Source organism: Paenibacillus sp. J23TS9 (assembly GCF_018403225.1).
Classification (GTDB): domain Bacteria; phylum Bacillota; class Bacilli; order Paenibacillales; family Paenibacillaceae; genus Paenibacillus_AQ.
In genome coordinates this window covers 2,526,489-2,552,487 of record NZ_BOSG01000001.1, presented here as the reverse complement: position 1 = coordinate 2,552,487, position 25,999 = coordinate 2,526,489, and the positions used below count along the sequence as shown (strand labels likewise).

Here is a 25,999-nt window from a genome sequence, read left to right as displayed (position 1 = left end):
GCAATTGTGCCGCAGGGCGGTTTTTTAAGTCTTTTCATCTCCAGTCGACAACAACCATAGCCTTGTTTCATCCACATCTTACGACAGTTTCCAACCTTTCTTTTGCAATGTGAATAGTTAATGGTGGCTCTTGTCATAATAACCGTAGCCATCCTAGTCAAACTCACAAGAGAAAGGTAGAGCTGCCATATGAAAAAAGCAAAATTGTGGATCATTTTTGGACTCTTGGTCCTTTTGTCAGCTGCGGTATTTGCAGGGCTTCAGCCTCGAATGAAGGATAGGGCCATAGCCGATAAACAACCTGTTTCAGAAGAAGCCGTGCCAACCTTTGGAACAACGATCCTGAAGTATGGTTCCTCCGGACAGGATATCTACGAGCTGCAGGGACGCTTGAAATTCCTCGGTTTCTATTATGGAAAGATTGATGGTCAGTATGGCTGGGCCACATTGAAGTCAGTAAAATGGTTCCAATCTGAATTTGGTATGAAAGCGGATGGTACGGTAGGTGCGAAGACGAAGCTGAAGCTGTATAACGCAACGAAAAACTGGAAGCCTTCCGAGTCTGCTGCAGGCAAGGGTCAAACGGCTGCAGAAAATAAAGGAAATGAAGGGAACGGCAAAACCGAACCAACGGCTTCCGCCAATACAATGGGATTATCAGAAAATGATCTGAAGATTATGGCTAATGCAGTATATGGGGAATCCAGAGGAGAGCCCTTTGAGGGCCAGGTGGCAGTAGCTGCCGTTATTCTAAACCGGGTAAAATCGCCGAGCTTCCCTAATACTCCTCATGGGGTCATATTCCAGCCGGGAGCTTTCACGGCGGTAGCCGACGGCCAGATTTACCTGGAGCCAAATGAGACCGCTCGTAAAGCTGTTCAGCAGGCGCTGAATGGATGGGATCCATCAGGGGGCTGTCTGTATTACTTCAACCCGAAAACGGCGACTTCGAAGTGGATCTGGTCCCGCCCGCAGGTCAAAACCATCGGACAGCATATCTTCTGTATGTAAGGACTTCTATCTGCCCAGAAACAGCAACCGGAGGGCTTGTCTTCGGTTGCTTCTTCACTTTGTAATGGTATAGAATGGAACATATTCACAAGTGTACGATAGACAAATTCATGGCTAAAGGAGTTTTGGACCTTGAATAAAACAGCATTTCAACATGGAAATACGGGGCGTATGCGGATTCACGTCCTGCCTACGAAACGCTTCAAAACATTTGCCATATCGCTATATGCGGGCATCCCGCTTGCAGAGGATACGGTAACAGCAACGGCCTTGACTCCATTTGTATTAAGACGCGGAACGGAGTCCTATCCTGAAACAAGACAGTTCCGTGAACAGCTGGAGCAGATGTACGGAGCGGGCTTTGGATTTGATGTATATAAAAGAGGCAACTATCAGATGGTTCAGTTCCGCATGGATACCATTAATGATTCCTTTGTCAAAAGTGAAGACAGTCTGCTGGAATCTTCTTTTGCTTTTCTTGGGGAAGTGGTTACGCGGCCTGTACTCGAAGACGGCCATTTCCGAAGCAGCTATGTGCAGGCAGAGAAAGAGAACGTTCGCAAAAAGCTCGAGGCGATTGTGAATGATAAAATCAGATATGCTTCAGAACGGTGCATTGAGGAAATGTGCCGCAATGAGCCTTACCGGCTCCATCCTCTCGGTCAGCGTTCGGATCTCGACCAAATCACACCCGAGAATCTTTATAAATGTTATCAGCAGTGGCTGGATACTGCGAGCATGGATTTATATGTGGCTGGCGATACGACGCTTGAGGAAGTGAAGGAGCTCGTAAATAAACATTTTGCATTCTCCTCTGATTCGAATGATGTATCCTACAAGCAGGAAACCTCAACCCGTGAAGCGGATGAAGTACGGACTGTCGTTGAAAAAATGGAGGTCAGCCAAGGCAAACTGAATATGGGACTGCGCACATCCATTACATATTCCGATGAGCAATATGCGGCTGCGCTGATGTACAACGGAATTTTGGGAGGCTATCCGCATTCCAAGCTCTTTATGAATGTTCGTGAAAAGGAAAGTTTGGCTTATTACGCATCTTCTCGCTACGACGGTCATAAAGGCATCGGAACGATTCAGTCGGGTATCGAGGTACAGAACTACGAAAAGGCGCTGGAGATCATTAAAAAGCAGCTGGATGAAATGCGTTCCGGTCAGATTACCGATCTTGAAATGTCGCAAACTAAGGCGATGATTCGTAATTTACTGCTTGAAATCGATGACTCTGCCTTCGAAATGATCGCATATGATTTTAACCGTCAATTTTCTGGCAAGGACCGCCCGCGCGCAGAGCTGCTGCAGCAGGTTGAAGCGATTCAGATTGAGGACGTTAAGGCTGCCGCAGCTACCTTTGAGCTGGATACGATCTATTTCCTGAAGGGGCAGAAGGAGGAATAACGGTGGAAAAACTTCAGTTCGACAACTTGCAGGAAACCTTATATAAGGAAGTTATGGACAACGGGCTTCATGTGTATGTGCTGCCAAAACCGGGTTTTCAAAAAATGTATGCGACATTTGCAACGAAATACGGTTCAGTGGATAACCATTTCCGCGTGGAGGGACAGGAAGAAATATCAGTGCCTGACGGGATTGCCCATTTTCTGGAGCATAAAATGTTCGAGGAGCCTGAAGGCGATATCTTTGCAACCTTTGCCACCAACGGGGCATCCGCCAATGCGTTTACGAGCTTTGACCAAACGGTCTACTTGTTCTCCGCTACCGAGAAAATTAATACCAACCTGGAAACACTCATTAATTTTGTGCAGAACCCTTATTTCACCGATCAGAATGTGGAGAAAGAAAAGGGGATCATCGGACAAGAGATCAATATGTATTTGGACAATGCGGATTGGCGGGTGTACTTCGGCTTAATTGAAGCAATGTACAAAATCCATCCAGTTCATATTGATATCGCGGGCACGGTGGAATCGATCAGCACCATTACAAAAGAAACGCTGTATACATGCTACAACGCATTTTACCATCCGAGTAATATGCTGCTGTTCGTCGTGGGCGGTGTGAAGCCTGAGGAAATATTCGAGCTTGTGCGCTCTAACCAGGCAGCGAAGAGCTATAAACCGCAAGGTGACATTGAACGCATTTTCGATCCGGAGAAGGTGGAAGTTGCAGAGAAACGCCACATTTCCAAATTGGCCGTATCCATGCCGAAATGCTTGTTCGGATTTAAGGAAAAGCATGTGGGAGCCACCGGAAGTGGTCTGCTTCGCCGTGACTTGACGAGTAAAATCATGCTGGATCTGCTTTTTGGCTCGAGTACAGAGCTTTATCAGAAGCTGTATGATGAGGATCTGATCTCCGACAGCTTCTCGCATGAATACAACAGCTCGCCACAATATGCGTTCTCTGCAGCTGGCGGAGACACCGCGGATCCGGATAAGCTGCTGGCTAGAGTGCGTGAGGAAGTCGATAAAATCCTCCAGAACGGATTCACGGAAGATGATTTTGAACGGGCACGCAAAAAGAAAATCGGCGGTTATCTGCGCATGCTCAACTCGCCGGAAAATATTGCTCATGAGTTTACCCGCTATCAGTTCCGCGACTGCGATTTCTTCTCCGTGGTCGAAGCGTATGAGTCCATCACGTTAAAAGAAGTCAATGACCGGCTGCATGAGCATATCGATTGGGAACAGCTGGCAGTATCGATTGTGGTGAATCCTTAATGGGCAGCATGGGAGAGGAAAGCTTTGTAAAGGCATTACAGGATACGACTGTTTTGATCACGGGCGCAAGCAGGGGAATCGGCGCTGCGATAGCCGAGCGTTTTGCGCAGGTTGGCATGAATGTCATCATCCATTACGGCGCTTCCCATGAAGCGGCCAATGATGTCGCCCGGCGCTGTATGCAGCATGGAGCCAAGGTGTTGACGGTCACAGCGGATCTTAAAGACAACCAGCAAATTCTGCGTATGCGGGATAAGCTTAAAAGCCATGATCTTATGCCAGACATTCTGATTAATAACGCCGGCATCTCCCATTACGGGATGCTGGCGGATGTGACAGAAGAGCAGTGGGATGAGGTTATGTCGGTAAATTTAAAAGGCTTGTTTTTGTGCACACAGGCGTTTATGCCATACATGATTTCTCAGCGCTACGGCCGTATCATTAATATGTCCTCCGTGTGGGGCATCTCCGGTGCTTCTTGTGAAGTGTTGTATTCCACCACGAAAGGTGGGATAAACGCTTTTACCAAAGCATTAGCGAAGGAGCTGGCACCTTCAGGTGTGACGGTGAATGCCGTTGCCCCAGGAGCTGTCAATACTCAAATGCTTGGGCATCTCGATGCGGAGGAGAAGCGCATGCTTGAGGAAGAAATTCCTGCAGGAAGGCTGGCTACACCGGATGAAATTTCATCCCTTGTCTACTTCCTGGCTTTACCTGAATCCGGATATATAAACGGCCAGGTGATCAGCCCCAACGGGGGCTGGATTACCTGATTTTCTTGCTTCTTCCTGTTTAACGGTTGGATGAATCCGCCTTGTATAGGCTCAGGCGTTAGAGGTTATATTACAATTGTTGATTTTAAATCTCAATGCGCCACAGCCAAGGGAGGACTTATCAATGACCGTACTCAAGAATTTTGATACCTGGAAAAAGTTTCTGGGAGAGCGCGTCGTACAAGCCGAGAAAATGGGGATGAGCGAAGATACCATCGCCAGCCTCGCTTACGAAATTGGTGACTTTTTGGATGAAAAAGTAGATCCGCAAAACTTATCCAATCGCGCACTGAAAGAGTTATGGGAAGTCGGCAACAAAGAAGAGCGTCATACGATTGCCCGCTTGATGGTCAAGCTTGCGAAGAAAAATGCATAGTAGTTCAGATTGAACGAAAGAGAAGATGAATGTTGCAAATCAGGAAAAAGCCCCCATTAGGGGGCTTTTCTCTAATGGTTACAGTATTGAACTTGTTTTTCACTAGTATTTTATATATCATTAACGTGACCCAACATTATGGCAGTGTTTAATGAGCCTCTCCCGAAAGGGCTGCAGGTTTATTTTGTCGAAATACGTGGGAAAAGTTCAGATGAGGTGTCAAGGTGGAAGCTAATCAATCGAAACAAACGAAGCAATGGTATATGGAGTACAGGATACATAAGAACCGTCCGGGTCTGCTCGGAGATATTGCATCTCTGCTTGGTATGCTGGAGGTTAATATATTAACGATTAACGGCGTGGAAGGTAAAACCCGGGGAATGCTGCTTGAGACAAATGATGATGAGAAGATTGCCCTTATGGGGGCTATGCTGAAAAAGGTTGATAACATCACGGTTTGCGCACTTCGTGAACCTAAATTGGTCGATATTCTCGCTGTGCGGCACGGGCGCTATATCGACCGTGATTCGGATGACCGGAAAACTTTTCGGTTTACCCGGGACGAGCTGGGATTACTTGTTGATTTTTTGGGTGAATTATTTAAGAAGAGTGGTAATCAGGTCATCGGTCTCCGCGGGATGCCGCGGGTCGGTAAGACAGAATCAATCATCGCAGGCAGTGTTTGCGCTATGAAGCGCTGGACGTTTGTATCCTCGACTTTGCTCCGTCAAACGGTCAGAAGCCAGCTCTCCGAAGATGAAATGAATCCGGGAAATGTCTTTATTATCGATGGGATCGTCAGTACGATTCGCTCAAACGAACGCCATTATAATTTGCTGCAGGATATTATGGGCATGCCTTGTACGAAGGTAATCGAGCATCCCGATGTTTTTGTCCAGGAATCTGAATATACGTTTGATGATTTTGATATCATTGTTGAGCTTCGAAACAACCCTAATGAAGAAATCATTTATGATACTTTTACCAGTTCCTACAATGACGACATTTAAATAGAACTTATAATGAGGAGGTGATGGTATGTCCGAACTGGGACAACAGTTAAGAGAAGCCAGACTGCAGAAGGGCATGAGTCTGGATGATGTTCAGGAAATGACAAAAATCCGCAAAAGATATTTGGAAGCCATCGAAGCAGGGGATTACAAGGTGCTCCCCGGCAGTTTTTACGTGAGGGCTTTTATTAAAACATACGCTGAAACGGTAGGTCTGGATCCGGATCTACTCCTGGAGGGCCATAAGCAGGAGACGCCTCCGGAGCCGGAGCCGACGATGGAGCCGGTCATTCAGAAGCGCAGCAGCAACCGTTCATCAGAACGCAATGTCAAATGGCTGCCTACGACATTGATGTGGATTTTTCCCATTCTGATTATCGTTGTTATTTATTGGTACGCGAACAATGCAACCCATACGAAATCGGTGAACGTTGACCAGTCGAAGGTAACAGACAAACAGCAGGATCCTTCAAAAACCCCGGATGTGACGAATCCGCCAGCGACAGATCCAGGTAAAACCGCTGAGGGTACGGATAACACGACACCGGGCGAAAAGACGCCTGATGGAGGGACAGCGGGTGGAGATCAAACCACCACACCTCCGGATAACACGACTGCACCGGGTGACACGACTACACCGGATAACAGCACCACGACGCCTCCTGGGGATCAGACCGTTACAGTTCAAAAGGATGGCAAAAAGGGCAAAGATACAATCTTTAAGGTTGCCGCTGCTCAAGGTACTCCGGTGACCGTTGAAATTAAGGCTACCGGTAAGAGCTGGCTGGAAGTATATAAAGGTGAAAATATTCACGGTGAGAAGCTAACATTTGGCAACACTCAAGACGGGGATACGAAGACCTTTACTCTCGATTCGTCGGGCTTATACATTAAATCCGGTTATTCGCCTGCCACAACGATTACAGTAGGCGGTCAAACCATTACAGATGGCAAATCGACATCCCGTATAGTGCTTCAAGCGGTTGATCCAGGCAGCTTGAACACAACGGGTGATCAATCAAGCGAGAGTAATTCAAACAGCACGGATAACAGCAGTTCAACAGGCAGCAAACCTTGATTTATCCCATCCGAGGATGGCGAATAAGCCTGCACCGGCAAGGAGACAATAGGACTAGCTTCAACTTGATCCAGTCTTATCTCCAAGTGAAATGAGGTGTAAGGATTATGACAGTCAGCTGGATTGTGACCGGTCTCGGTATCATTGTCAGCCTTCTCGGTTATTATCTGACTCCCAATGCATGGGGGTACGGGATATTGGGCTTTGGACTTGCGCATATTGTGCTCGGAATTCTGGATATGTTCAGACAACCTGTGCATAACCGTTAAATGGCAAAGCATTTTGCCCATAAAAGACATTCCTGAAGATCCGGTTTTTCTGTCAGGGATGTCTTTTTGGTGTGGCTAACTGCCTTCTGTAAAGTTTGGATTAGACTTGTCCGCAACATTTTCATATAATATGACATGAAGTTTTAAGAAAGGACGTGATGAATATGAGTTCAGAAAATTCATTCGATATCGTTTCCAAATTTGATTTGCAGGAAATGAATAATGCCATCAGTCAGGCGGAGAGGGAGATTGAGACCCGCTTTGATTTTAAAGGCAGCAAAAGCAGCCTGAAGCTGGATAAGGACGCCTTGGTCATCGTTTCAGACGATGAATACAAACTGAATGCCGTTATTGACATTCTGCAAACAAAAATGATTAAAAGAGGTCTTTCGCTTAAAAATGTGGATTACGGTAAAATCGAGCCGGCTTCCATGGGGACAGTGCGTCAGCGTATTACCTTGAAGCAAGGGATTGACCAAGAGAATGCCAAGAAGATCAACGTGCTGATCCGTGACTCCAAGCTGAAGATTAAGAGTCAGATCCAAGGCGATCAGATTCGTGTTACTGGCAAAAGCAGAGATGACCTCCAGGCGATTATGCAGCTTTTGCGCAAGGCAGATTTGTCACTCGATTTGCAGTTTACAAATTTGAAATCCTAGTTAAAGAAGTTGGATTTTTGACCGGGAATTTCGAAGGCAGAACCTCTTGCATGTTTTTGACAGGTGATAAAACGTTATATTATACTTGTGAGGATAAGTGTAGTAAGGGACGTTTTTACATATTTTGTTCCGGTGCATTTGTGCTGACCATTGATTTTATACTTCTAGTTTGTTTTTATCCGGGGAGGGTGTACATTGAATCTGCCCAACCGTATTACCATTGCAAGAATTTGTCTGATTCCGGTCATGATGGTCTTTCTCCTGGTGGACTTTAGTTTCTATCCGGAACCTCTGGTCTGGAATTCTTACGAGCTGCCCCTGAATCAGCTGATCGCGGTATTCATTTTTATTGTGGCAGCCAGCACAGACGGTATAGACGGTTATTTGGCACGCAAGAACAACATGGTTACAAATTTGGGCAAGCTGCTTGACCCTTTGGCGGATAAGCTTCTTGTGGCAGCGGTACTGATTTCTCTTGTCGAGATGGGCAAATGCGATTCATGGATCGCTGTCGTCATCATCAGCCGTGAATTTGCGGTGACCGGGCTCCGGCAGATTGCTCTTCTGGACGGCTCTGTTGTTGCGGCAAGCAAGTGGGGGAAAGCTAAGACCGTGGTTCAGATTATTGCCATTGTGTTGATGCTTATCAACAACTTCCCATTTGGAATGATCGGAGTTCCGCTTGATATCATTGCAACATGGGCGGCTGCTTTGATTACGATTTATTCAGGAATCGATTATTTTGTGAAAAACAGACATTTGCTTCGGCTAACCAATGCATAATGCATAAACGGCAATAGGGCTATCCTATTGCTTTTTCTTTCCACTACGGTTACTTGGTTGTACCCGGCCTGAAATGTGTTAATGATAGATAGACAGTAGATGCGCATAATTTAGGAGGAATGACAGCATGAAAGCGGAAATCATCGCAGTGGGAACTGAACTGCTGCTTGGGCAAATTCTGAATACGAACGCACAGTATTTATCCCAGGAGCTCGCGGAAATGGGGATTGATGTATATTTTCAAACGGTTGTCGGCGACAATGCGCAGCGCCTTCAGCATGCCATTGAGCATGCCGCTCAGCGGGCGGATATTTTAATTCTGACGGGTGGTATTGGTCCAACTCAGGATGATCTGACCAAAGATGCCCTTGCGGCAGCTCTGGGTCGTTCTCTTCACATTGACCGTATTGCCATGGATCATGTGGAGAAGTTCTTTGTCAACCGCGGAATTGACATGACTGAAAATAATCGGCGCCAGGCGCTTGTGATTGATGGGAGCACGCCGCTTCCGAATGAAACGGGATTGGCTGTAGGGATTGCGATTGCACAGGATGACAAGTTTTATATCGTGCTGCCGGGCCCTCCGAAGGAAATGAAGCCGATGTTTGACGGTCAGGCTAAGCTGTGGCTACTGCAGCATGCCCTGACAAACGAAATGCCGATCTACTCCAAAATGCTGAAGTTTGCGGGAATCGGTGAATCTCTGCTGGAGGATAAGCTCCTTGATCTGATCCAGGCTCAGAGCGATCCAACGATTGCGCCTTACGCAAAAGAAGGTGAGGTATCGGTTCGCATATCGACGAAAGCCGGGAGCGAACGGGAGGCGATGGAGAAGCTTGAGAAGCTGGAGTCGCAAATTCAGAAACGCCTTCCTAAGCATATGTATGCAAGCTCAGATGTGCCGATTGAGAAAATGATCGTAGACATTATGGCGGACCGCGGGATCACACTCAGCGCGGCTGAGAGCTGCACAGGCGGGCTGCTGATGGAAAGCATCACTTCTATACCGGGAAGCGCAACGATGTTTCTTGGCGGGATTGTGTGCTACTCCAATCAAATGAAAGAGAAGCTCCTGCATGTGCCGCATGCGCTGCTTGAAGGTGAAGATGCGCCGGGAGCCGTAAGTCATGAAGTGGCTCAAGTGCTTGCCGAGCATGTCAGAATGATTACAGACAGTGATTTTGGTCTTTCGGTAACAGGGGTGGCAGGTCCGGCGTATTCTGAACGCAAGCCTGTCGGACTGGTATATGTCGGACTCGCGGAACGCGGGAAGCAGACGGAGGTCTTTGAGCTTCGATTCAACGGGAATCGTGAAACGATCCGAATCCGCACCGTCAAAACCCTCCTCCATCATTTGTGGCTCAGATTGATTACGCATGAGCCTGAATCCTCATCAGGGGAAGTTGTACAATAGCTCTGCAAAGAGGTATAATATATTTATACGGAAGAACCGTGCAAATTTGAATTTTGCTGCGGTTCTTTTCCATTCCCGGGTACTGCGGTGAAATGCCGGAAGGAGATTGATCGGGATAAAAAAACGAATGTATGTTCGAAAAAATGCTTGGCAAACGTTCCAAAACAAGGTATGATATGATTATAAACGGTGAAGGATGTGAGTTTATTGTCAGATCGTCGTGCTGCGCTGGAAATAGCGCTTCGTCAGATAGAGAAACAATTCGGTAAAGGTTCAATTATGAAGCTGGGTGAGTCAACTCACATGCAGGTGGAAGTAATTCCCAGTGGTTCCTTGGCTTTGGATATAGCATTAGGTATTGGCGGTCTTCCAAGAGGCCGTGTTGTTGAAATATACGGACCGGAATCATCCGGTAAAACGACAGTGGCTCTTCATGCCATTGCTGAAGTTCAGAAGACAGGCGGACAAGCCGCATTTATAGATGCGGAGCATGCGCTTGACCCGCTTTATGCAAGCAAGCTTGGTGTGAATATCGACGAACTGCTGCTTTCCCAGCCGGATACGGGTGAACAGGCGCTGGAAATCGCCGAAGCGCTGGTACGCAGTGGAGCTGTAGATATTGTGGTTGTGGACTCGGTAGCTGCACTCGTTCCGAAAGCTGAAATTGAAGGCGAAATGGGCGATTCCCACGTGGGTCTTCAAGCACGTCTGATGTCTCAGGCACTGCGTAAGCTGTCCGGTGCAATTGCGAAATCGAAGACGATTGCAATCTTTATCAACCAGCTTCGTGAGAAGGTGGGGGTAATGTTCGGTAACCCGGAAACAACACCTGGCGGCCGTGCCTTGAAATTCTATTCCTCCGTGCGTCTTGATGTACGCCGCATTGAGAGTATCAAGATGGGCAATGATGTCGTGGGTAACCGTACACGGATCAAGGTTGTAAAGAACAAGGTTGCGCCTCCTTTCAAACAGGCCGAAATTGATATTATGTATGGAGAGGGCATCTCCAAACAAGGCAGCATTATCGATATCGGTACGGAACTGGATATCGTGAATAAGAGCGGTGCTTGGTATTCCTATGAAGGCGAACGCCTGGGTCAGGGCCGTGAAAATGCCAAGCAGTTTTTGAAAGAAAATACGCAAATTTCCGATGTTATTGAGAATAAAATTCGGGAAGCAAGTAATCTTACGACTACAGTTCCTTCTCCTACATCCAGTGAGCTGGCAGAAGAAGAGAAGGAAGAGCAGGATCTTCTGGAGCTTGAATAAACGTTAGCCTATTTAGAAGGCGTCCTGGGAACCTATCCAGGGCGCCTTTTTCATTAAAAATACAATGGTCAGGGTGTGAGATCATGCAGGAAGAAGATTTGCACGGGGAGCAGGAAATGTCGGAAGTCTCTAGTTTCCCTGATGATATAGACCTGATAATCACCGTTCTGGAACGCCAGCCGAAGCAGAGGGGACGTTATCTGATTTCTTTTGGTGAATACGTTCTTTCAGTACATGAAGATGTGATGATAAAGTACCGGATGCTGAAAGGCAATGTTTTTACAAAACAGGAGCTTGAAGAAATTGTTCTGGCTGATGAGAAGCAGCGGGCGTACGTACAGGCGCTTAAGTATCTGGAAAGAAAGCAGCGTACACGCAAGGAGCTGGAGGACCGTCTGCGGCAAAAGGAGCTTTCCCAAACCGTCATTGAACAAGCACTTCAACGCCTGCAGCAGGAGGGACTGATCAATGACGAGCTGTACGCGAAGCAGTGGGCTGTACAGCGGGTTTCAAGCCAGCGGAAGGGGAAAGCCTGGGTTAGACAGGAGCTGCGTCAGAAGGGCGTCGACAAGGCGCTGATCAGTGAAGCGCTGTCTGAAGTAAGTCATGAACAGGAGTATGAAAGCTGTTTGGTTGTGGGAAGAAAGAAATGGAATCAGACGCGCGGAGAAATCATGGACAGAAAGCGGAAAACGGGTTCTTTTTTAATGAGAAGAGGCTTTTCCGGCGAACAGGTGAGGAAGGTAATTAATCAATTGATTCGTGAAAATGGTGAGGCGGAAGAGGAAATGGAGCATTTTTCATTTGATTGAGGCAGAAGCTAACATATTATGAAGTGCACTCTCTTGACAATATCTTTTCACAAATACTAAAATGAATATGAATCTTGTACCGAAAAGAAACCCTTTTTCCTTCCAAGAAAGGCTCGTTTCTGTAAGATTCAGTAGCACCAATTCATATGGATAATGCCCGCCATTCGCGGGAGATAAGAATCGTTGATTTGCGATTTGTGTATGATGATGATCGTGTTGAATGAAAAACTGTAGAAAAATCCCAAGGAATACCTTGGAGGAACCAACGGGGGGGTGAAATTATGCCTACATGGCTATCGATCATTCTCGTTGTTGCCGGATTGTTCTTGGGGTTCGTGGTTGGATATTTTATTCGCAAATCTCTTGCAGAAGCTAAAATTTCTAGTGCTGAACAAGCTGCATTGCATATTGTCGAAAATGCGAAGAAAGAAGCTGAAGCACAGAAAAAAGAAACGGTATTGGAAGCCAAGGATGAAATCCACAAAATCCGTACCGAAGCTGAAAAAGACACTCGTGAGCGTCGGAATGAAATTCAACGGCAGGAAAGACGATTGTTGCAGAAAGAAGAGTCGCTGGATAAAAAGATTGAATCGCTGGAACGTAAAGAAGAACAAGTGGCTAACAAAGAGAAGCGTATTGAAGAGACACAACAGCAGATTGATCTGATCTATAAAAGCCAGGTCACTGAATTGGAACGCATCTCCAATCTTTCGATGGAGGATGCAAGAAGCATTATTTTGAGCAATGTGGAACAGGAAGTACGGCATGAAACCGCTCAAATGATCAAAGACATCGAGCAGCAGGCCAAAGAAGAAGCGGACAAGAAGGCGCGTGAAATCGTTACTCTTGCCATTCAGCGCTGCGCTGCCGACCATGTGGCTGAAACTACAGTATCTGTAGTGACGTTGCCGAACGAGGAAATGAAAGGACGGATTATCGGTCGTGAAGGTCGTAATATCCGTGCACTGGAAACCCTTACTGGTATTGATCTCATTATTGATGATACACCGGAAGCTGTTATTCTATCAGGATTTGATCCGATCCGCCGGGAAATCGCCCGTACCGCTTTGGAAAAACTGGTATCTGATGGCCGAATTCATCCGGCTCGGATTGAAGAAATGGTGGAAAAATCACGCAAAGAGGTCGATGAACGCATTCGCGAATATGGCGAACAAGCGACCTTTGAGGTGGGAGTTCACGGTCTGCATCCGGATCTGATCAAGATCCTGGGCCGTTTGAAATTCCGTACCAGTTATGGCCAGAACGTGCTGAAGCATTCCATGGAGGTTGCTTATCTCACAGGTCTGATGGCCGGAGAGCTTGGAGAAGACATTGTCCTCGCCAAACGTGCCGGTTTGTTGCATGACATCGGTAAAGCGCTGGATCATGAAGTGGAAGGATCGCACGTTGAAATTGGCGTGGAACTAGCGAAGAAATACAAGGAACATCCGGTGGTTATCAACAGTATTGCATCACACCACGGTGATGTTGAAGCAACATCCGTAATCGCTATGCTGGTTGGCGCGGCAGATGCATTGTCCGCAGCAAGACCAGGAGCACGTCGGGAAACACTCGAAACCTATATCAAACGTCTGGAAAAGCTGGAAGAGATTTCCGAATCCTTCGAGGGTGTAGAAAAATCGTTCGCGATTCAAGCCGGACGCGAGGTTCGCGTTATGGTACAGCCTGAGAAGATTGATGATGCGGAAGCTTTCCGTCTGGCACGGGACATCACGAAAACGATCGAAAATGAACTGGATTATCCAGGACATATTAAGGTTACTGTTATTCGAGAGACCCGGGCGGTTGAATACGCTAAATAATGCTAAATATGAAAAGTGGCCGCTTCAGGGGCCACTTTTCATATTTTAGAAATCAGAAAACATAGGAGGGGAACGTTATTAACGTATTATTTATTGGAGACATCGTAGGAAGTGTAGGAAGAAAAGCGCTAAAGGATACGCTGCCTTCCCTGAAATCAAAATATAACCCGCATATCATTATTGTGAATGGAGAAAATTCCGCTTCAGGCAGGGGCATCACCGAATCCATCGCCAAGGATTTTTTTGAGTGGGGCGTTCATGGGATTACGATGGGTAACCATACATGGGACAATAAGGAAATTTTTGATTTCATCGATGATGAGCCGCGTATGGTGCGTCCTGCAAACTTTCCTCCAGGCACACCGGGACTCGGACATACAGTCATCAAGGCGAATGGTAAAGAGCTCGCTATTATCAATTTGCAGGGCCGGACATTTTTACCGCCGATTGATTGTCCTTTCCGTAAAAGTGATGAAATTATAGATCAGCTGCGCAAGAAGCATAAGTGCATTCTGGTTGATTTTCATGCCGAAGCCACCTCCGAGAAGATTGCAATGGGCTGGCATTTGGACGGACGCGCTTCTATCGTTGTAGGTACACATACTCATGTGCAGAGCAATGATGACACGATTTTGCCGGGTGGAACGGCTTATTTGACGGATGCTGGCATGGTAGGGCCGAAAGAAGGGATTTTGGGCATGGAACGGGAAGCCGTTCTGCGTAAGTTCAAGACCCAGCTGCCTGTCCGGTTTCAGGTCGATAATGGAAAATGGCAGCTTCACGGGCTATTTGTCCAGTTGGATGAAGCCACGGGTAAAGCGAAAAAGATGGAAAAAATCCGTATGCTTGAGGATGACTGGATTATGGACTAAGAATCTTCTCTTATAGGGATTGAGAAATGGAAGCATAAGACTATGGATGTATTTTTCCAGGTAAAATTGACAAAAAGAAGGAATTATTTTACCACTCACGAATAACATCTAGTATGTGGAAGCTAACCATCATCATTCCCAGGGGAGGTACTTACCATGGAAGTATTAAAAGTTTCAGCAAAATCCAATCCAAATTCTGTTGCCGGTGCTCTAGCTGGCGTGCTTCGTGAACGTGGTGCTGCTGAACTGCAGGCAATCGGAGCGGGGGCGCTAAATCAAGCCATTAAAGCGGTTGCCATTGCCCGGGGATTTGTCGCACCTAGTGGGGTTGATCTGATCTGTATTCCAGCTTTTACGGATATTGTGATTGATGGGGAAGACCGGACCGCAATCAAGCTGATTGTGGAACCTAGATGAGTTGATAGGCGTTCGTCGTTGTTGAAACCTGTTTATTGATATAAGCTGAATAAAGTCGATTTTTTGAGGCAGCTAATGCCCTTTGACTTACATTCAGTTTATATGGGATAGACAGGTTTTTTTGCATCTATAGAGGTAAAATGACCGAATCATAGCGAAGAAGGGAGAAATGGAACGTGAGTATTCCCGTCATTGATTTTCACTGCGATGTGCTGAGCAAAATGAGGGAGGACACGGGTATAGCCTTTCAGAATGATCCGAAACTGGACGTCACGTATGACCGCTTGCGGCAGGGTGAGGTATCATTGCAGTGCTTCGCGATTTATTTGTCCGAGCGTTGGGGGATCCCGCGTTATGAATATATTTTAGACCAAATCGACGTTTTCAAATCCAGAGTCATGACTACTGCAGAGGGTGTCCGCTGGCTGCGCTGGAAAGAGGATGCGGCTGAATTGCAAAAAGAGATCGGGGCAGCAAGCAGGGTAAACAATGCCCGCCAGCTTCCATGGGGCCTTCTCTCGGTTGAAGGGGCAGACGGGTTTGAGGGCAGCTTGTTTTATGTGAAAATGTGCTACGAGCTGGGTGTCCGTTTTCTGGGGATCACTTGGAACTATGCGAACTGGGCAGCAGATGGTGTGCTCGAGAAGCGTAATGGCGGATTCACGGAGAAAGGCAAAAAGTTGATTGACCTGAGTAACGAAATCGGTCTGTTGCTGGATGTTTCCCATTTATCCCCAACTGGATTTTGGGAGCTGACAGAACGGACAGCAAGGCCTTTCATTGCCTCGCATTCAAACGCAAAGTCGATATGCCCGCATCCGCGGAATTTGACCGATGAACAGATCCGGGCGATTATCGCGATGGATGGACGCATAGGAATGACCTTTGTGCCATGGTTTGTGCGTGAAGGGGGAGATGGACCGGTACGTCCCGAGGAGCTGCTGCCCCATATTGAGCATTTTTGCTCGTTGGGTGCGGAGAATAGCCTGATGATCGGATCTGATTTTGATGGGATTGATTCATGGATTAAAGATTTGGAGCATCCAGGGCGGTATCCTGATTTCGCTGAGCTGCTGTGCAAGCATTATTCGGAGAGCTTGGTACGGAGATGGTTTTCCGGAAACGCTTTGTCCTATCTGAACATCCATCTTCCGGAAAAAGCAGCTGCAGATGCCAAATAGAGAGGAAGCCAGGGGCAAATGCATGAATCATGTCACATAAAAAACGCTTGCTATTTGTCCCGGTACCTCATAAACTTTTACATAATTATTAGCCGTACATTTCAAAGTGGTGCCAGGGGAAAAGAACATAAGTAAGGCACGGGTGAACGGGAAGAAGGAGTGGCTTTTTTGATTAGTCAATTGTCATGGAAGATAGGTGGACAGCAAGGGGAAGGCGTGGAGAGCACAGACCGTATTTTTTCAACGGCTCTCAACCGGCTCGGTTATTATTTGTATGGTTATCGGCATTTTTCATCCCGAATTAAAGGTGGACACACCAATAATAAAATTCGTATCAGTACGCAGCCGATTCGCGCAATTGCGGATGATTTGGATATTCTGGTTGCTTTCGACCAGGAGAGCATAGATTTAAATGCGCATGAGCTTCGCCCGGGCGGTGTTGTTATTGCAGATGCTAAATTCGGCCCCACTCTGCCTGATGGAGCGGATGCGCGTCTTTTTCCAGTGCCTATTACATCCATTGCTGAGGAACTGGGAACATCCCTGATGAAAAATATGGTTGCATCCGGTGCATCTTGGGCGCTTCTGGGTCTGCCAATGGATGTATTTAATAAAGCGGTTGAAGAAGAATTTGGCCGCAAAGGTGCAGCCGTTGTCGAGAAAAATATCGAAGCCGTGAAAAGCGGTGCCGATTATGTGCTCGAACTGGCAGGAGGACCGCTTGAAGACTTCAGACTTGAGGCTGCGGACGGCAAACAGAAGCTGTTCATGATCGGCAATGATGCGATCGGGCTGGGGGCGCTGGCCGCAGGCTGCCGCATTATGAGTGCTTATCCGATCACACCGGCTTCGGAGATCATGGAATATTTAATTAAGAAGCTGCCCAAATTCGGCGGTACTGTCGTTCAGACCGAGGATGAGATCGCAGCCATAACGATGGCAATTGGTATAAACTACGCAGGAGTCCGCTCCATGACGGCTTCTGCAGGCCCAGGATTGTCGCTCATGATGGAGGCTATCGGTTTGTCGGGTATGACCGAAACCCCGGTTGTGATCATTGACACACAGCGTGGAGGGCCTAGTACAGGGCTTCCGACCAAGCAGGAGCAAAGTGATATTAACGCATTGATTCATGGTACACATGGAGAGATTCCTAAAGTGGTGCTGGCACCAAGCTCGATCGAAGAGTGCTTTTACGACATGATTGAAGCGTTTAATCTGGCGGACAAGTATCAGCTGCCCGTCATCGTTGTAACGGATCTGCAGTTATCCCTGGGTAAGCAGTCCTGTGAGATGCTGGATTATGACCGGATCAGCATAGACCGGGGCAAGCTGGTACCGGAAGCGCCCGAGCTCGAAGCTGGAGGTCTATTCAAGCGCTATGAGCTTACGGAGGATGGAATATCACCAAGAGTACTGCCCGGCCAGAAAAATGGTATCCACCATGTGACAGGTGTTGAACATGATGAGAGTGGACGCCCATCGGAAAGCGCTGCGAACCGGAAGCTAATGATGGATAAACGCCTAGGGAAAATGGAGCGGATCAAGGTGGAAAATCCAATCCATGTGGATGCCCCGTATGATAGCCCCGAGCTGTTGATCATCGGAATGGGATCGACTGGCGGGACCATTCAGCAAGCGCGTGAAAAGCTTGAAAATGAAGGTATTACGACGAATCAAATGACGATCAGACTGCTGCATCCGTTCCCGGCAGAAGCAGTTATGCCATATGTAGACCAAGCTAAACAGGTTATTGTTCTGGAACATAACGCGACAGGCCAGCTGGCTGATCTGATCAAACTGCATGTTGGAAGCAGAGAGAAAATAACGAGTGTGCTGAAATACGACGGCAACCCGTTCCTGCCATCCATCGTGGTTGAAGAATGCAGAAAAGCCTGTCAGGCAAGTAAGGAGCTGGTATAACCATGGCAACATTCAAAGAGTTTCGCAATAATGTCAAACCCAACTGGTGTCCGGGATGCGGAGACTTTTCTATTCAGGCGGCCATTCAGCGCGCCGCTGCCAATTCCGGTCTTGAACCTGAACAGTTGGCGGTTATATCGGGGATTGGCTGCTCAGGCCGGATTTCCGGATACATTCATGCGTATGGTTTCCATGGCATTCATGGTCGTTCGCTTCCCATTGCACAGGGAGTGAAGCTGGCGAACCGTGATCTAACGGTCATTGCCTCCGGTGGTGACGGAGACGGCTTTGCCATCGGTATGGGACATACCATTCATGCTATCCGCAGAAATATTAATATGACTTATATTGTCATGGACAACCAGATATACGGTCTGACCAAGGGCCAGACTTCACCGCGAAGCGCAGAAGGATTCGTGACCAAGAGTACGCCGCAGGGCTCCGTTGAGACTACGCTGTCCCCTCTGGAGCTGGCATTGTCGGCCGGTGCTACTTTTGTGGCACAGTCGTTCTCAAGCGATATTAAGCAGCTGACGGCTCTTGTGGAGGAAGCTATCAAACATGAAGGCTTCTCCATCATCAACGTGTTTAGTCCCTGCGTCACGTTCAACAAAATCAACACGTATGAATGGTTCAAGGATAACATCGTTCCGCTGGATTCCATTCCGAATTATGATCCATCCAGCCGGATTGCGGCGATGACGACGCTCATGGAAACAAACGGTATGGTCACGGGCCTGATCTATCAGGACAAAAACAAGAAGAGCTATGAGAACTTGATATCCGGTTTCCGGGACGAACCGCTTGCTCAGCAGGACCCGTTAATTTCGAGAGAACAATTTGACAATCTTGTAGCGGAATTCAAATAATGGCTGAAAAGGTGCCCGCAATTGCGGTAGCGCCTTTTTATTTTGGGGTAAAAGGATGTATAATGAGTCTGGCGTACAGATCATAGAGAAAAAATAAGGAGTGATCCACGTGAGTAAAACTGTACCTGTAGGAGTATCCGCAAGACATATTCATCTTACCCAAGAACATATTGAGGCTTTGTTTGGAGAAGGCTATCAATTGACTGAGTTTAAACCTCTGTCCCAGCCAGGCCAATTTGCCGCCAATGAAACCGTTGCGGTGATTGGATCGAAGGGTCAATTCGATAAGGTGAGAATTCTGGGCCCAGCCCGCAAAGCAAGTCAAGTGGAGATTTCCCGTACGGATTCTTTCGCAATTGGTGTTAAAGCACCTGTTCGTGAATCCGGTAATATTGAGGGAACACCAGGAGCCAAAATTAAAGGTCCGAAGGGCGAAATTGAACTGGAGCAAGGCGTTATCGTTGCTGCACGCCATATCCATTTTCATACCTCTGATGCAGAAAAATGGGGAATTGCCGATCAGCAAATGCTGAAAGTGCGTGTTGGCGGAGAACGCGGTGTCGTTTTTGAAAACGTCATCGCGCGTGTGTCGGATTCCTTTGCGCTGGACATGCATATCGATACGGATGAGGGCAATGCGGCCGGAGTCAAAACCGGAGATACCGCTGAAATTATCGGTTAATAAGATTTGCATTGTTGAATAGAAACATAAAGAAGGATGGATAAGGCAAATGATATTTGCTTTGCCCATCCTTTTTTTATGATAGCTATCGACCGCTGAATGTTAACATGCATGATTATTTACTGCGGAGAGAGCAGCTTATCTGCCTGCATTTTATAACATAGAAATTTGTCATTTCACATTGCGTTTGGAGCACCAGAAAAGTAGATAACACTGGCAGTTCATGTTATAATTTATTGTAATGCCTTTTTAGGCTTAGGGGATTATCCCCAAGGGAATTGAAGGAGTGATCGTCAGCATGGCCAAGGAAACCAAGGATTACTCCAAATATTTTGATTTTTCCGATGCCAAGGTCCTGTCCGAGGATGAACACGGCAAGACCATCCGGATCAAAGGCCGGGAAATTCATATTATTTCGGAGCCTAACCATAGAGAAAGCAAGAAGCGCCGCCGGGAGGACGTGAATGTTCTTTACGAAACTGCCGTGCCTGCAGAGCTTCAGGAGATCGGAAAAGGTAAGCATTATATCGTATATACATTCGGCTGCCAGATGAACGAGCATGACTCGGAGACCATTAAGGGTATGCTGGAGGAGATGGGATATTCATCTACCGAGGACCGGAAGGAAGCAGATATCATTTTGCTGAATACCTGCGCCATCCGGGAAAATGCCGAGGATAAGGTATTTGGTGAACTTGGACATCTCATGCATCTGAAAAGAGAAAAGCCGGATATGCTGCTGGGTGTATGCGGCTGTATGTCCCAGGAAGAAAATGTGGTCAACCGCATTATGCAAAAGCATGGCTTCGTGGATCTCATCTTCGGTACCCATAACGTTCATAGACTCCCTCATTTAATTAAGGAAGCCCTGCTCAGCAAGGAAATGGTTGTAGAGGTGTGGTCCAAAGAGGGCGATATTATCGAGAACCTGCCGAAGAAACGCGAAGGCTTGCGTGCATGGGTGAACATCATGTATGGCTGTGACAAGTTCTGTACGTACTGCATTGTCCCAATGACACGCGGCAAAGAACGCAGCCGTCGTCCAGAGGATGTAATTGCCGAGGTACGGGAACTGGCCCGTCAGGGATTCAAAGAAATTACGCTATTGGGTCAAAACGTAAACGCATACGGCAAAGATTTTACCGATATCACATACAGCTTCGGCGATCTGATGGATGACATGCGAAAGATTGATATCCCGCGTATCCGCTTTACAACGTCCCATCCGCGGGATTTCGATGATCATCTCGTGGAGGTTCTTAGCAAAGGCGGCAATCTGGTGGAGCATATCCATCTGCCGGTACAGTCAGGCAGCAGTGAAATACTTAAGATTATGGGCCGGAAATACACACGCGAAATTTACTTGGAGCTCGTCCGCAAAATTAAAGCAGCCGTTCCGGGAGCCGTACTAACCACAGACATTATCGTAGGTTTCCCGGGTGAAACCGATGAACAGTTTGATGATACGATGTCGCTGGTGGATGAAGTCGGCTTCGATTCTGCCTATACCTTTATCTACTCTCCGCGGGAGGGTACACCGGCTGCGGTCATGGAAGACAATGTACCGATGGAGGTTAAGCGGGAACGTTTGCAGCGGCTGAACCGTGCAATTGAGAAGCACAGCCGTAAGAGTCATGAGAACCTTTGCGGAGAGGTTGTTGAAGTGCTGGTCGAAGGTGAGAGCAAGAATAACGCCTCCGTGCTGGCAGGACGCACACGTACCAACAAGCTGGTCCATTTTGAAGGGAACAAGGATCTGATCGGCGGTTTTGTTCATGTCAAAATCACCGATGCGATGACCTGGTACATTAAGGGTGAGATCGTTACAGAAATAAATGCAGCGCCTGCACTAACTCAAAAGAGTCAAATTAACGGAATAGGGGTAATGTAAGGTGACAGAAAAGGGCCATTTGAACAGCTTGGGCATGATGTCTTACGACACAAAAGATCTGGTTATCCGTGACGATATCATGGCCAAAGTAAAAGAACTTGCAGAACTGATTTCAGGCAGTGAAGAGGTTAAGCAGTTTCAGAAGGCGGAAGAAAAAATCCGCAATCATGAGCATGTGCAAGGATTAATCTCCACATTGAAGAAGCGTCAAAAGGAAATTGTTGCTTTCGAATCTTTTCAAAACCCGCAGATGGTAACGAAAATCGAAAAGGAAATGGAAACGCTACAGGATGAAATCGACGGCATTCCGGTGGTGGTTGAATTCCAGCAAAGCCAAAGCGATATCAATTACCTTCTGCAGCTGGTCATGTCTGTTATTCGTGATACCGTATCGGAAAAGATTAACGTGGAAGCGGGAAGCGATGCGCCTCCTTCAAACTGTGGTTAAGTTTTATGGAATTAAGGCTGTGGATCATGTATCCGCGCCTTTTTTTGTGAATGCCCGAAAAATATCACTTTCCAAATCTGGCATGCACGCGGAAAGGAAGGTCTGCTAATGAACGAGTTGGTGATAGCCAGGCCGAAGCAGAGCAATGAAGCACTTCCGAAGGAATTGCTGCTGCTGGCGGACCCGGACTGGCTGCAAGTGAAGAAGTATCTGGATAGATCAAGCTGGATGGTGGCTGAAATCGGAGGTCGAATCATAGGTGTCTGCGGATATATGCCTGTGGGTGCTTATTCTGCGGAAATCATGAATGCAGTGGTTGATCCGGATTTTCAGGGCAAAGGATATGGCAAACAGCTGATATTGCGAACCCTGGAACAAGCCATAAAGGAAGGTTATCAGAAGATCATAGTCCGGACAGGGAATTCCAGTCTGGACCAGCTGGGACTGTATCAGAAATGCGGATTCCGAATGGTCCGGATAGAGCGGGACTATTTTGTGAACAACTATCCTGAACCGATTTATGAAAATGGAATCCATTGCCGGGATCAGGTCGTGCTGGAAATCAACACCCGGGGAGAATGAAACAGCATAATATTCAGAGACAACAATGGGGGAAGCATAATGAAGGCATTGGAAGAAATGATCGCCCGCGGCGAGAACACATTTTGGGATTATCTGGGCTGTGAATTTGTTTCAGCCGATGAACATGAAGTTGTTATTGCTCTTGAGGCGAAGGAGCATCACACAAATTCAATGGGGATTATCCACGGCGGAGTTCTGACCTCATTAATGGATCAGGCGATGGGAATGGCTGCGACGGCGGCTAAAGACCAGGACAGCTGCGTGACGACTAATATCAACGTTCACTTCACGTCCGCCATGAAAACCGGAAAACTCATTGTAACAGCACGCGTGCTTCATATGGCGGGCCGTTCCCTGACAACGGAAGCCCGTATTCACAACAGCGAGGGAACCCTTGGATGCCTTGCCACAGCTACTTTCAGAGTTGTAAACCGTAAATAACGGAAGAATAAACAACGATAACGATATTTTTTCTAAAAATACTTGACTTTTCATATTAATAAATCATAATGAAAGTATCAAAAAGATATTATGTGGTGATGATATGAACGAACATGGGAAACAAGGTGAAATTTCACCTGAAGCACAAGCTTATTCGGCTAAAAAATACCGTACGCCAGATGGCGTGCCGGCAGATATCGTTATGTTTACGCTGACCAAAAAGGAAAGAAAAACGGTGACCAAAACGCTACCGATCAGAGAGCTCAAGGTTATGCTGATCCGGCGTAAATCCTGGCCTTTTGCAGGTATGTGGGCGCTGCCAGGAGGCTTTTGTCAGGAAAGCGAATCGATTTATGATGCCGCCACACGAGAGCTCAAAGAAGAAACCGGTGTTGACGGTGGCCACCTGGAGTATCTGGGGGTTTACAGCACACCCGGAAGGGATCCGCGCGGTTGGATTATCAGCCATGCCTTTTTTGCCCTTGTAGAGGAATGGATGCTGGAGAGCAGACAGGCTGCAGATGATGCTGGTGAAGTGGGTTTATTCGGCATAGAAGAGGTTTTAAACGGGCTGGAGCTGGCATTTGACCATCATGAGATTATACGTGATGCCTACCTTCGAATTCAGCAGCAAATGCTGCATTCCACGATCGCTCGCCAATTTTTACCCGAGCAATTTACGCTCAGCGAACTCTACCAGGTTATTCAGACCGTTGTACCGGAGTTTAGCGAACCGAATTTTATCCGGAAAATTACATCGACACGCAGCAGACAAGGCATTCTGGAAGAAGTACGGGACGAGGATGGCAAGCCCCTTAGCTCTAACCAATACTCTCAACGTCCGGCTCAATTATATAAATTCACGGATTTTGAGCCGCTGTTATCCATTTACACCTAGGGTAATTCCAACCAACGTTAAAAATCATTGCATGCGGTGGTTTTCATTGATGTTACAGGGCAGTTATTGATCCTGGCGTTTATCGTTGGCTGAACCGAAGGCTTGTAGGAACCTAGAGGCCCTTAAGTGGCTGGAGTACAAAGGAGGAAGCCTGCCATGCAAACAGCAGGATTGGCATTACATACGGATAAATATCAAATCAACATGATGTATGCACACTGGGTAAACCGGTCGCATCAACAGAAGGCTGTCTTTGAGGCATACTTCCGCAAGCTTCCATTCGGAAACGGTTATGCTGTATTTGCAGGCCTTGAGCGGATTGTTCATTATATTGCCAATCTGCGTTTTACGGATGAGGATATCAAGTATCTGTCTGAACAGGAAGAAAACTATGAATCTGCATTTCTGGAGGAGCTTAAGCAGTTCCGCTTCTGCGGAAGTATGTTTTCCATGAAAGAAGGGGCAGTTGTTTTTCCGAATGAGCCGCTGATCCGAGTGGAAGGAACGATTATGGAAACGCAGCTGGTGGAGACAGCGCTGCTTAACTTCATGAATTTCCAGACATTGATAGCCACCAAAGCTTCACGTGTGAAGCAGGTTGCCGGCAAGGATATTCTGCTGGAATTCGGAACACGGCGGGCACAGGAAGCGGATGCTGCCGTTTGGGGCGCACGCGCTGCTTACGTAGCGGGATTTGATGCTACTTCGAATATGTTGGCGGGTCAGAAGTTCGGCATTCCTACGAAGGGTACTCATGCCCATTCCTGGGTTCAAAGCTTTCCTTCGGAGCAGGAAGCATTCGATACCTATGCCAGAGTAATGCCTGATGACGTGACCCTCTTGGTCGATACGTTTGATACTTTAAAAAGCGGTGTCCCCCATGCGATCGAAACTGCCAAAAAGCTGGAGGCCGCCGGTAAGAAAATGTCGGCCATCCGCCTGGACAGCGGTGACCTGGCTTATCTTTCTATCCAGGCTCGCAAGATGCTCGATGACGCCGGTCTGCCTTATGTCAAAATCGTAGCTTCAAATGATCTGGATGAAAATACGATCTTTAACCTGAAGGCTCAGGGCTCCCGTATCGACACCTGGGGCGTGGGAACACAGCTGATTACCGCTGCGGACCAACCGGCTCTTGGTGGCGTATACAAGCTCGTAGAACGCGAAGTAAAGGGCGAGATGGTCCCTACGATCAAGATTTCCGGTAATCCGGAAAAGGTGTCGACGCCTGGCAAAAAGGATATCTACCGTATCGTAGACCGTGTCAGCGGCAAAGCAACAGCAGATTATATAATGTTTCCGGACGAAGAACAGCCGCATGATGGTATGCGTCTAAAGCTGTTTAATCCGCAGCATCCTTATTTGCAAAAATACGTGAAAAATTACGATGCTATTCCAATGCTGGAGCGGATCTTCGAAAATGGAATGCAGGTATACACTTTGCCTACGCTGGATGAAATCCGCCAGTACCACCGCGAACAAATGAACCTTTTTTGGCCGGAATATTTGCGCAAGCTGAACCCGGAGATTTATCGCATCAATATCAGCGAGAAGGTCTGGGAGCTCAAGCAAACATTAATGGCCGAATATATGCAGCTTGAAGAATAAAGTAAAAGATAGATCCAGCATAGAATAAGCGCTGGGTCTTTTTTTATGTTCAGGTGATGGGGAAAGAAGGACGCAAAGCATAATTATTTCTCGGGAAAGCGCATAAAACGCCAAATATCGCAGGGAATTCTCGTATGATCGACAGGGTTAGACGCTTATGGAAAATGATTTGACTGTTAAAGGTATTGTATAATCAATATGCAAGCATACC

At 47.2% G+C, this 25,999-nt stretch carries 26 protein-coding genes; all 26 read left to right on the top strand.

Annotation, left to right across the window (positions count from 1 at the left end; translation table 11 throughout):
• Positions 1 to 189 precede the first annotated feature (189 nt).
• Entirely contained in the window at positions 190 to 1,011 is an 822-nt protein-coding gene (gene sleB / locus KJS65_RS11995; RefSeq protein ID WP_213650014.1) for a spore cortex-lytic enzyme, read from the top strand.
• Between the two features lie 132 nt (positions 1,012 to 1,143).
• Positions 1,144 to 2,427, top strand: a complete 1,284-nt coding sequence (yfmF, locus tag KJS65_RS11990; RefSeq protein WP_213650013.1) for an EF-P 5-aminopentanol modification-associated protein YfmF — start codon at positions 1,144 to 1,146, stop codon at positions 2,425 to 2,427.
• A 2-nt stretch (positions 2,428 to 2,429) separates the two neighbouring features.
• The gene (yfmH, locus tag KJS65_RS11985; protein WP_213650012.1) at positions 2,430 to 3,710 is read left to right on the top strand and encodes an EF-P 5-aminopentanol modification-associated protein YfmH; all 1,281 of its coding nucleotides are present in this window, start codon (positions 2,430 to 2,432) and stop codon (positions 3,708 to 3,710) included.
• Positions 3,710 to 4,483, top strand: a complete 774-nt coding sequence (ymfI, locus tag KJS65_RS11980; protein WP_213650011.1) for an elongation factor P 5-aminopentanone reductase — start codon at positions 3,710 to 3,712, stop codon at positions 4,481 to 4,483. The genes yfmH and ymfI overlap by 1 nt, the downstream gene beginning before the upstream one ends.
• Positions 4,484 to 4,607: 124 nt before the next feature.
• Positions 4,608 to 4,859: a DUF3243 domain-containing protein gene (locus KJS65_RS11975; RefSeq protein WP_136604768.1), complete on the top strand. Its 252-nt coding sequence runs from the start codon at positions 4,608 to 4,610 to the stop codon at positions 4,857 to 4,859.
• Positions 4,860 to 5,122: 263 nt separating this feature from the next.
• Positions 5,123 to 5,869, top strand: a complete 747-nt coding sequence (locus KJS65_RS11970; protein WP_136606862.1) for a DUF3388 domain-containing protein — start codon at positions 5,123 to 5,125, stop codon at positions 5,867 to 5,869.
• A gap of 28 nt (positions 5,870 to 5,897) precedes the next feature.
• Positions 5,898 to 6,947 (top strand): helix-turn-helix domain-containing protein, encoded by a 1,050-nt coding sequence (locus KJS65_RS11965; protein ID WP_213650010.1) that lies wholly within the window; start codon positions 5,898 to 5,900, stop codon positions 6,945 to 6,947.
• Positions 6,948 to 7,054: 107 nt separating this feature from the next.
• Entirely contained in the window at positions 7,055 to 7,216 is a 162-nt protein-coding gene (locus KJS65_RS11960) for a hypothetical protein (RefSeq protein ID WP_168928842.1), read from the top strand.
• A 164-nt stretch (positions 7,217 to 7,380) separates the two neighbouring features.
• Positions 7,381 to 7,875 (top strand): YajQ family cyclic di-GMP-binding protein, encoded by a 495-nt coding sequence (locus tag KJS65_RS11955; RefSeq protein ID WP_136604770.1) that lies wholly within the window; start codon positions 7,381 to 7,383, stop codon positions 7,873 to 7,875.
• A gap of 195 nt (positions 7,876 to 8,070) precedes the next feature.
• Entirely contained in the window at positions 8,071 to 8,658 is a 588-nt protein-coding gene (gene pgsA / locus KJS65_RS11950) for a CDP-diacylglycerol--glycerol-3-phosphate 3-phosphatidyltransferase (RefSeq protein WP_136604771.1), read from the top strand.
• Positions 8,659 to 8,785: 127 nt separating this feature from the next.
• Positions 8,786 to 10,072, top strand: a complete 1,287-nt coding sequence (locus KJS65_RS11945; protein WP_213650009.1) for a competence/damage-inducible protein A — start codon at positions 8,786 to 8,788, stop codon at positions 10,070 to 10,072.
• A gap of 207 nt (positions 10,073 to 10,279) precedes the next feature.
• Positions 10,280 to 11,341 carry a recombinase RecA gene (recA, locus tag KJS65_RS11940; RefSeq protein WP_213650008.1) on the top strand — a complete coding sequence of 354 codons (1,062 nt, stop codon included), beginning with the start codon at positions 10,280 to 10,282 and terminating at the stop codon, positions 11,339 to 11,341.
• Between the two features lie 83 nt (positions 11,342 to 11,424).
• On the top strand, positions 11,425 to 12,153 hold the full coding sequence (locus KJS65_RS11935; RefSeq protein WP_213650007.1) for a regulatory protein RecX: 729 nt from the start codon (positions 11,425 to 11,427) through the stop codon (positions 12,151 to 12,153).
• A 281-nt stretch (positions 12,154 to 12,434) separates the two neighbouring features.
• A complete protein-coding gene (gene rny / locus KJS65_RS11930; RefSeq protein ID WP_213650006.1) occupies positions 12,435 to 13,976 on the top strand; it encodes a ribonuclease Y in 1,542 nt (513 codons plus the stop codon).
• 77 nt (positions 13,977 to 14,053) lie between these two features.
• On the top strand, positions 14,054 to 14,848 hold the full coding sequence (locus KJS65_RS11925) for a TIGR00282 family metallophosphoesterase (protein ID WP_213650784.1): 795 nt from the start codon (positions 14,054 to 14,056) through the stop codon (positions 14,846 to 14,848).
• 156 nt (positions 14,849 to 15,004) lie between these two features.
• Complete coding sequence (locus KJS65_RS11920; RefSeq protein ID WP_006286829.1) at positions 15,005 to 15,265, top strand: stage V sporulation protein S; 261 nt, start codon at positions 15,005 to 15,007, stop codon at positions 15,263 to 15,265.
• Positions 15,266 to 15,447: 182 nt separating this feature from the next.
• Positions 15,448 to 16,446 carry a dipeptidase gene (locus tag KJS65_RS11915; protein WP_244864576.1) on the top strand — a complete coding sequence of 333 codons (999 nt, stop codon included), beginning with the start codon at positions 15,448 to 15,450 and terminating at the stop codon, positions 16,444 to 16,446.
• A 168-nt stretch (positions 16,447 to 16,614) separates the two neighbouring features.
• Complete coding sequence (locus tag KJS65_RS11910) at positions 16,615 to 18,369, top strand: 2-oxoacid:acceptor oxidoreductase subunit alpha (RefSeq protein WP_213650005.1); 1,755 nt, start codon at positions 16,615 to 16,617, stop codon at positions 18,367 to 18,369.
• Between the two features lie 2 nt (positions 18,370 to 18,371).
• On the top strand, positions 18,372 to 19,238 hold the full coding sequence (locus KJS65_RS11905) for a 2-oxoacid:ferredoxin oxidoreductase subunit beta (protein ID WP_213650004.1): 867 nt from the start codon (positions 18,372 to 18,374) through the stop codon (positions 19,236 to 19,238).
• 109 nt (positions 19,239 to 19,347) lie between these two features.
• Positions 19,348 to 19,920, top strand: coding sequence for a phosphate propanoyltransferase (pduL, locus tag KJS65_RS11900; protein WP_213650003.1), 573 nt, complete (start codon positions 19,348 to 19,350; stop codon positions 19,918 to 19,920).
• Positions 19,921 to 20,218: 298 nt separating this feature from the next.
• Positions 20,219 to 21,811: a tRNA (N6-isopentenyl adenosine(37)-C2)-methylthiotransferase MiaB gene (gene miaB, locus KJS65_RS11895; RefSeq protein ID WP_213650002.1), complete on the top strand. Its 1,593-nt coding sequence runs from the start codon at positions 20,219 to 20,221 to the stop codon at positions 21,809 to 21,811.
• 34 nt (positions 21,812 to 21,845) lie between these two features.
• Positions 21,846 to 22,259, top strand: coding sequence for a YlbF/YmcA family competence regulator (locus tag KJS65_RS11890; RefSeq protein WP_213650782.1), 414 nt, complete (start codon positions 21,846 to 21,848; stop codon positions 22,257 to 22,259).
• A 108-nt stretch (positions 22,260 to 22,367) separates the two neighbouring features.
• Positions 22,368 to 22,841, top strand: a complete 474-nt coding sequence (locus KJS65_RS11885; RefSeq protein WP_213650001.1) for a GNAT family N-acetyltransferase — start codon at positions 22,368 to 22,370, stop codon at positions 22,839 to 22,841.
• Between the two features lie 39 nt (positions 22,842 to 22,880).
• Positions 22,881 to 23,282, top strand: coding sequence for a PaaI family thioesterase (locus tag KJS65_RS11880; RefSeq protein ID WP_213650000.1), 402 nt, complete (start codon positions 22,881 to 22,883; stop codon positions 23,280 to 23,282).
• Between the two features lie 103 nt (positions 23,283 to 23,385).
• On the top strand, positions 23,386 to 24,180 hold the full coding sequence (locus tag KJS65_RS11875; RefSeq protein ID WP_213649999.1) for an NUDIX domain-containing protein: 795 nt from the start codon (positions 23,386 to 23,388) through the stop codon (positions 24,178 to 24,180).
• A gap of 156 nt (positions 24,181 to 24,336) precedes the next feature.
• Entirely contained in the window at positions 24,337 to 25,788 is a 1,452-nt protein-coding gene (locus KJS65_RS11870; protein ID WP_213649998.1) for a nicotinate phosphoribosyltransferase, read from the top strand.
• Positions 25,789 to 25,999: the final 211 nt, after the last annotated feature.

Bases quoted from the DNA above. Each gene is read 5' to 3' on its own strand.
- sleB (WP_213650014.1), top strand. From the start codon at position 190: ATGAAAAAAGCAAAATTGTGGATCATTTTTGGACTCTTGGTCCTTTTG.
- ymfI (WP_213650011.1), top strand. From the start codon at position 3,710: ATGGGCAGCATGGGAGAGGAAAGCTTTGTAAAGGCATTACAGGATACG.
- KJS65_RS11975 (WP_136604768.1), top strand. From the start codon at position 4,608: ATGACCGTACTCAAGAATTTTGATACCTGGAAAAAGTTTCTGGGAGAG.
- KJS65_RS11970 (WP_136606862.1), top strand. From the start codon at position 5,123: ATGGAGTACAGGATACATAAGAACCGTCCGGGTCTGCTCGGAGATATT.
- KJS65_RS11965 (WP_213650010.1), top strand. From the start codon at position 5,898: ATGTCCGAACTGGGACAACAGTTAAGAGAAGCCAGACTGCAGAAGGGC.
- KJS65_RS11960 (WP_168928842.1), top strand. From the start codon at position 7,055: ATGACAGTCAGCTGGATTGTGACCGGTCTCGGTATCATTGTCAGCCTT.
- KJS65_RS11955 (WP_136604770.1), top strand. From the start codon at position 7,381: ATGAGTTCAGAAAATTCATTCGATATCGTTTCCAAATTTGATTTGCAG.
- KJS65_RS11945 (WP_213650009.1), top strand. From the start codon at position 8,786: ATGAAAGCGGAAATCATCGCAGTGGGAACTGAACTGCTGCTTGGGCAA.
- KJS65_RS11935 (WP_213650007.1), top strand. From the start codon at position 11,425: ATGCAGGAAGAAGATTTGCACGGGGAGCAGGAAATGTCGGAAGTCTCT.
- rny (WP_213650006.1), top strand. From the start codon at position 12,435: ATGCCTACATGGCTATCGATCATTCTCGTTGTTGCCGGATTGTTCTTG.
- KJS65_RS11920 (WP_006286829.1), top strand. From the start codon at position 15,005: ATGGAAGTATTAAAAGTTTCAGCAAAATCCAATCCAAATTCTGTTGCC.
- KJS65_RS11905 (WP_213650004.1), top strand. From the start codon at position 18,372: ATGGCAACATTCAAAGAGTTTCGCAATAATGTCAAACCCAACTGGTGT.
- miaB (WP_213650002.1), top strand. From the start codon at position 20,219: ATGGCCAAGGAAACCAAGGATTACTCCAAATATTTTGATTTTTCCGAT.
- KJS65_RS11890 (WP_213650782.1), top strand. From the start codon at position 21,846: ATGATGTCTTACGACACAAAAGATCTGGTTATCCGTGACGATATCATG.
- KJS65_RS11885 (WP_213650001.1), top strand. From the start codon at position 22,368: ATGAACGAGTTGGTGATAGCCAGGCCGAAGCAGAGCAATGAAGCACTT.
- KJS65_RS11880 (WP_213650000.1), top strand. From the start codon at position 22,881: ATGAAGGCATTGGAAGAAATGATCGCCCGCGGCGAGAACACATTTTGG.
- KJS65_RS11875 (WP_213649999.1), top strand. From the start codon at position 23,386: ATGAACGAACATGGGAAACAAGGTGAAATTTCACCTGAAGCACAAGCT.
- KJS65_RS11870 (WP_213649998.1), top strand. From the start codon at position 24,337: ATGCAAACAGCAGGATTGGCATTACATACGGATAAATATCAAATCAAC.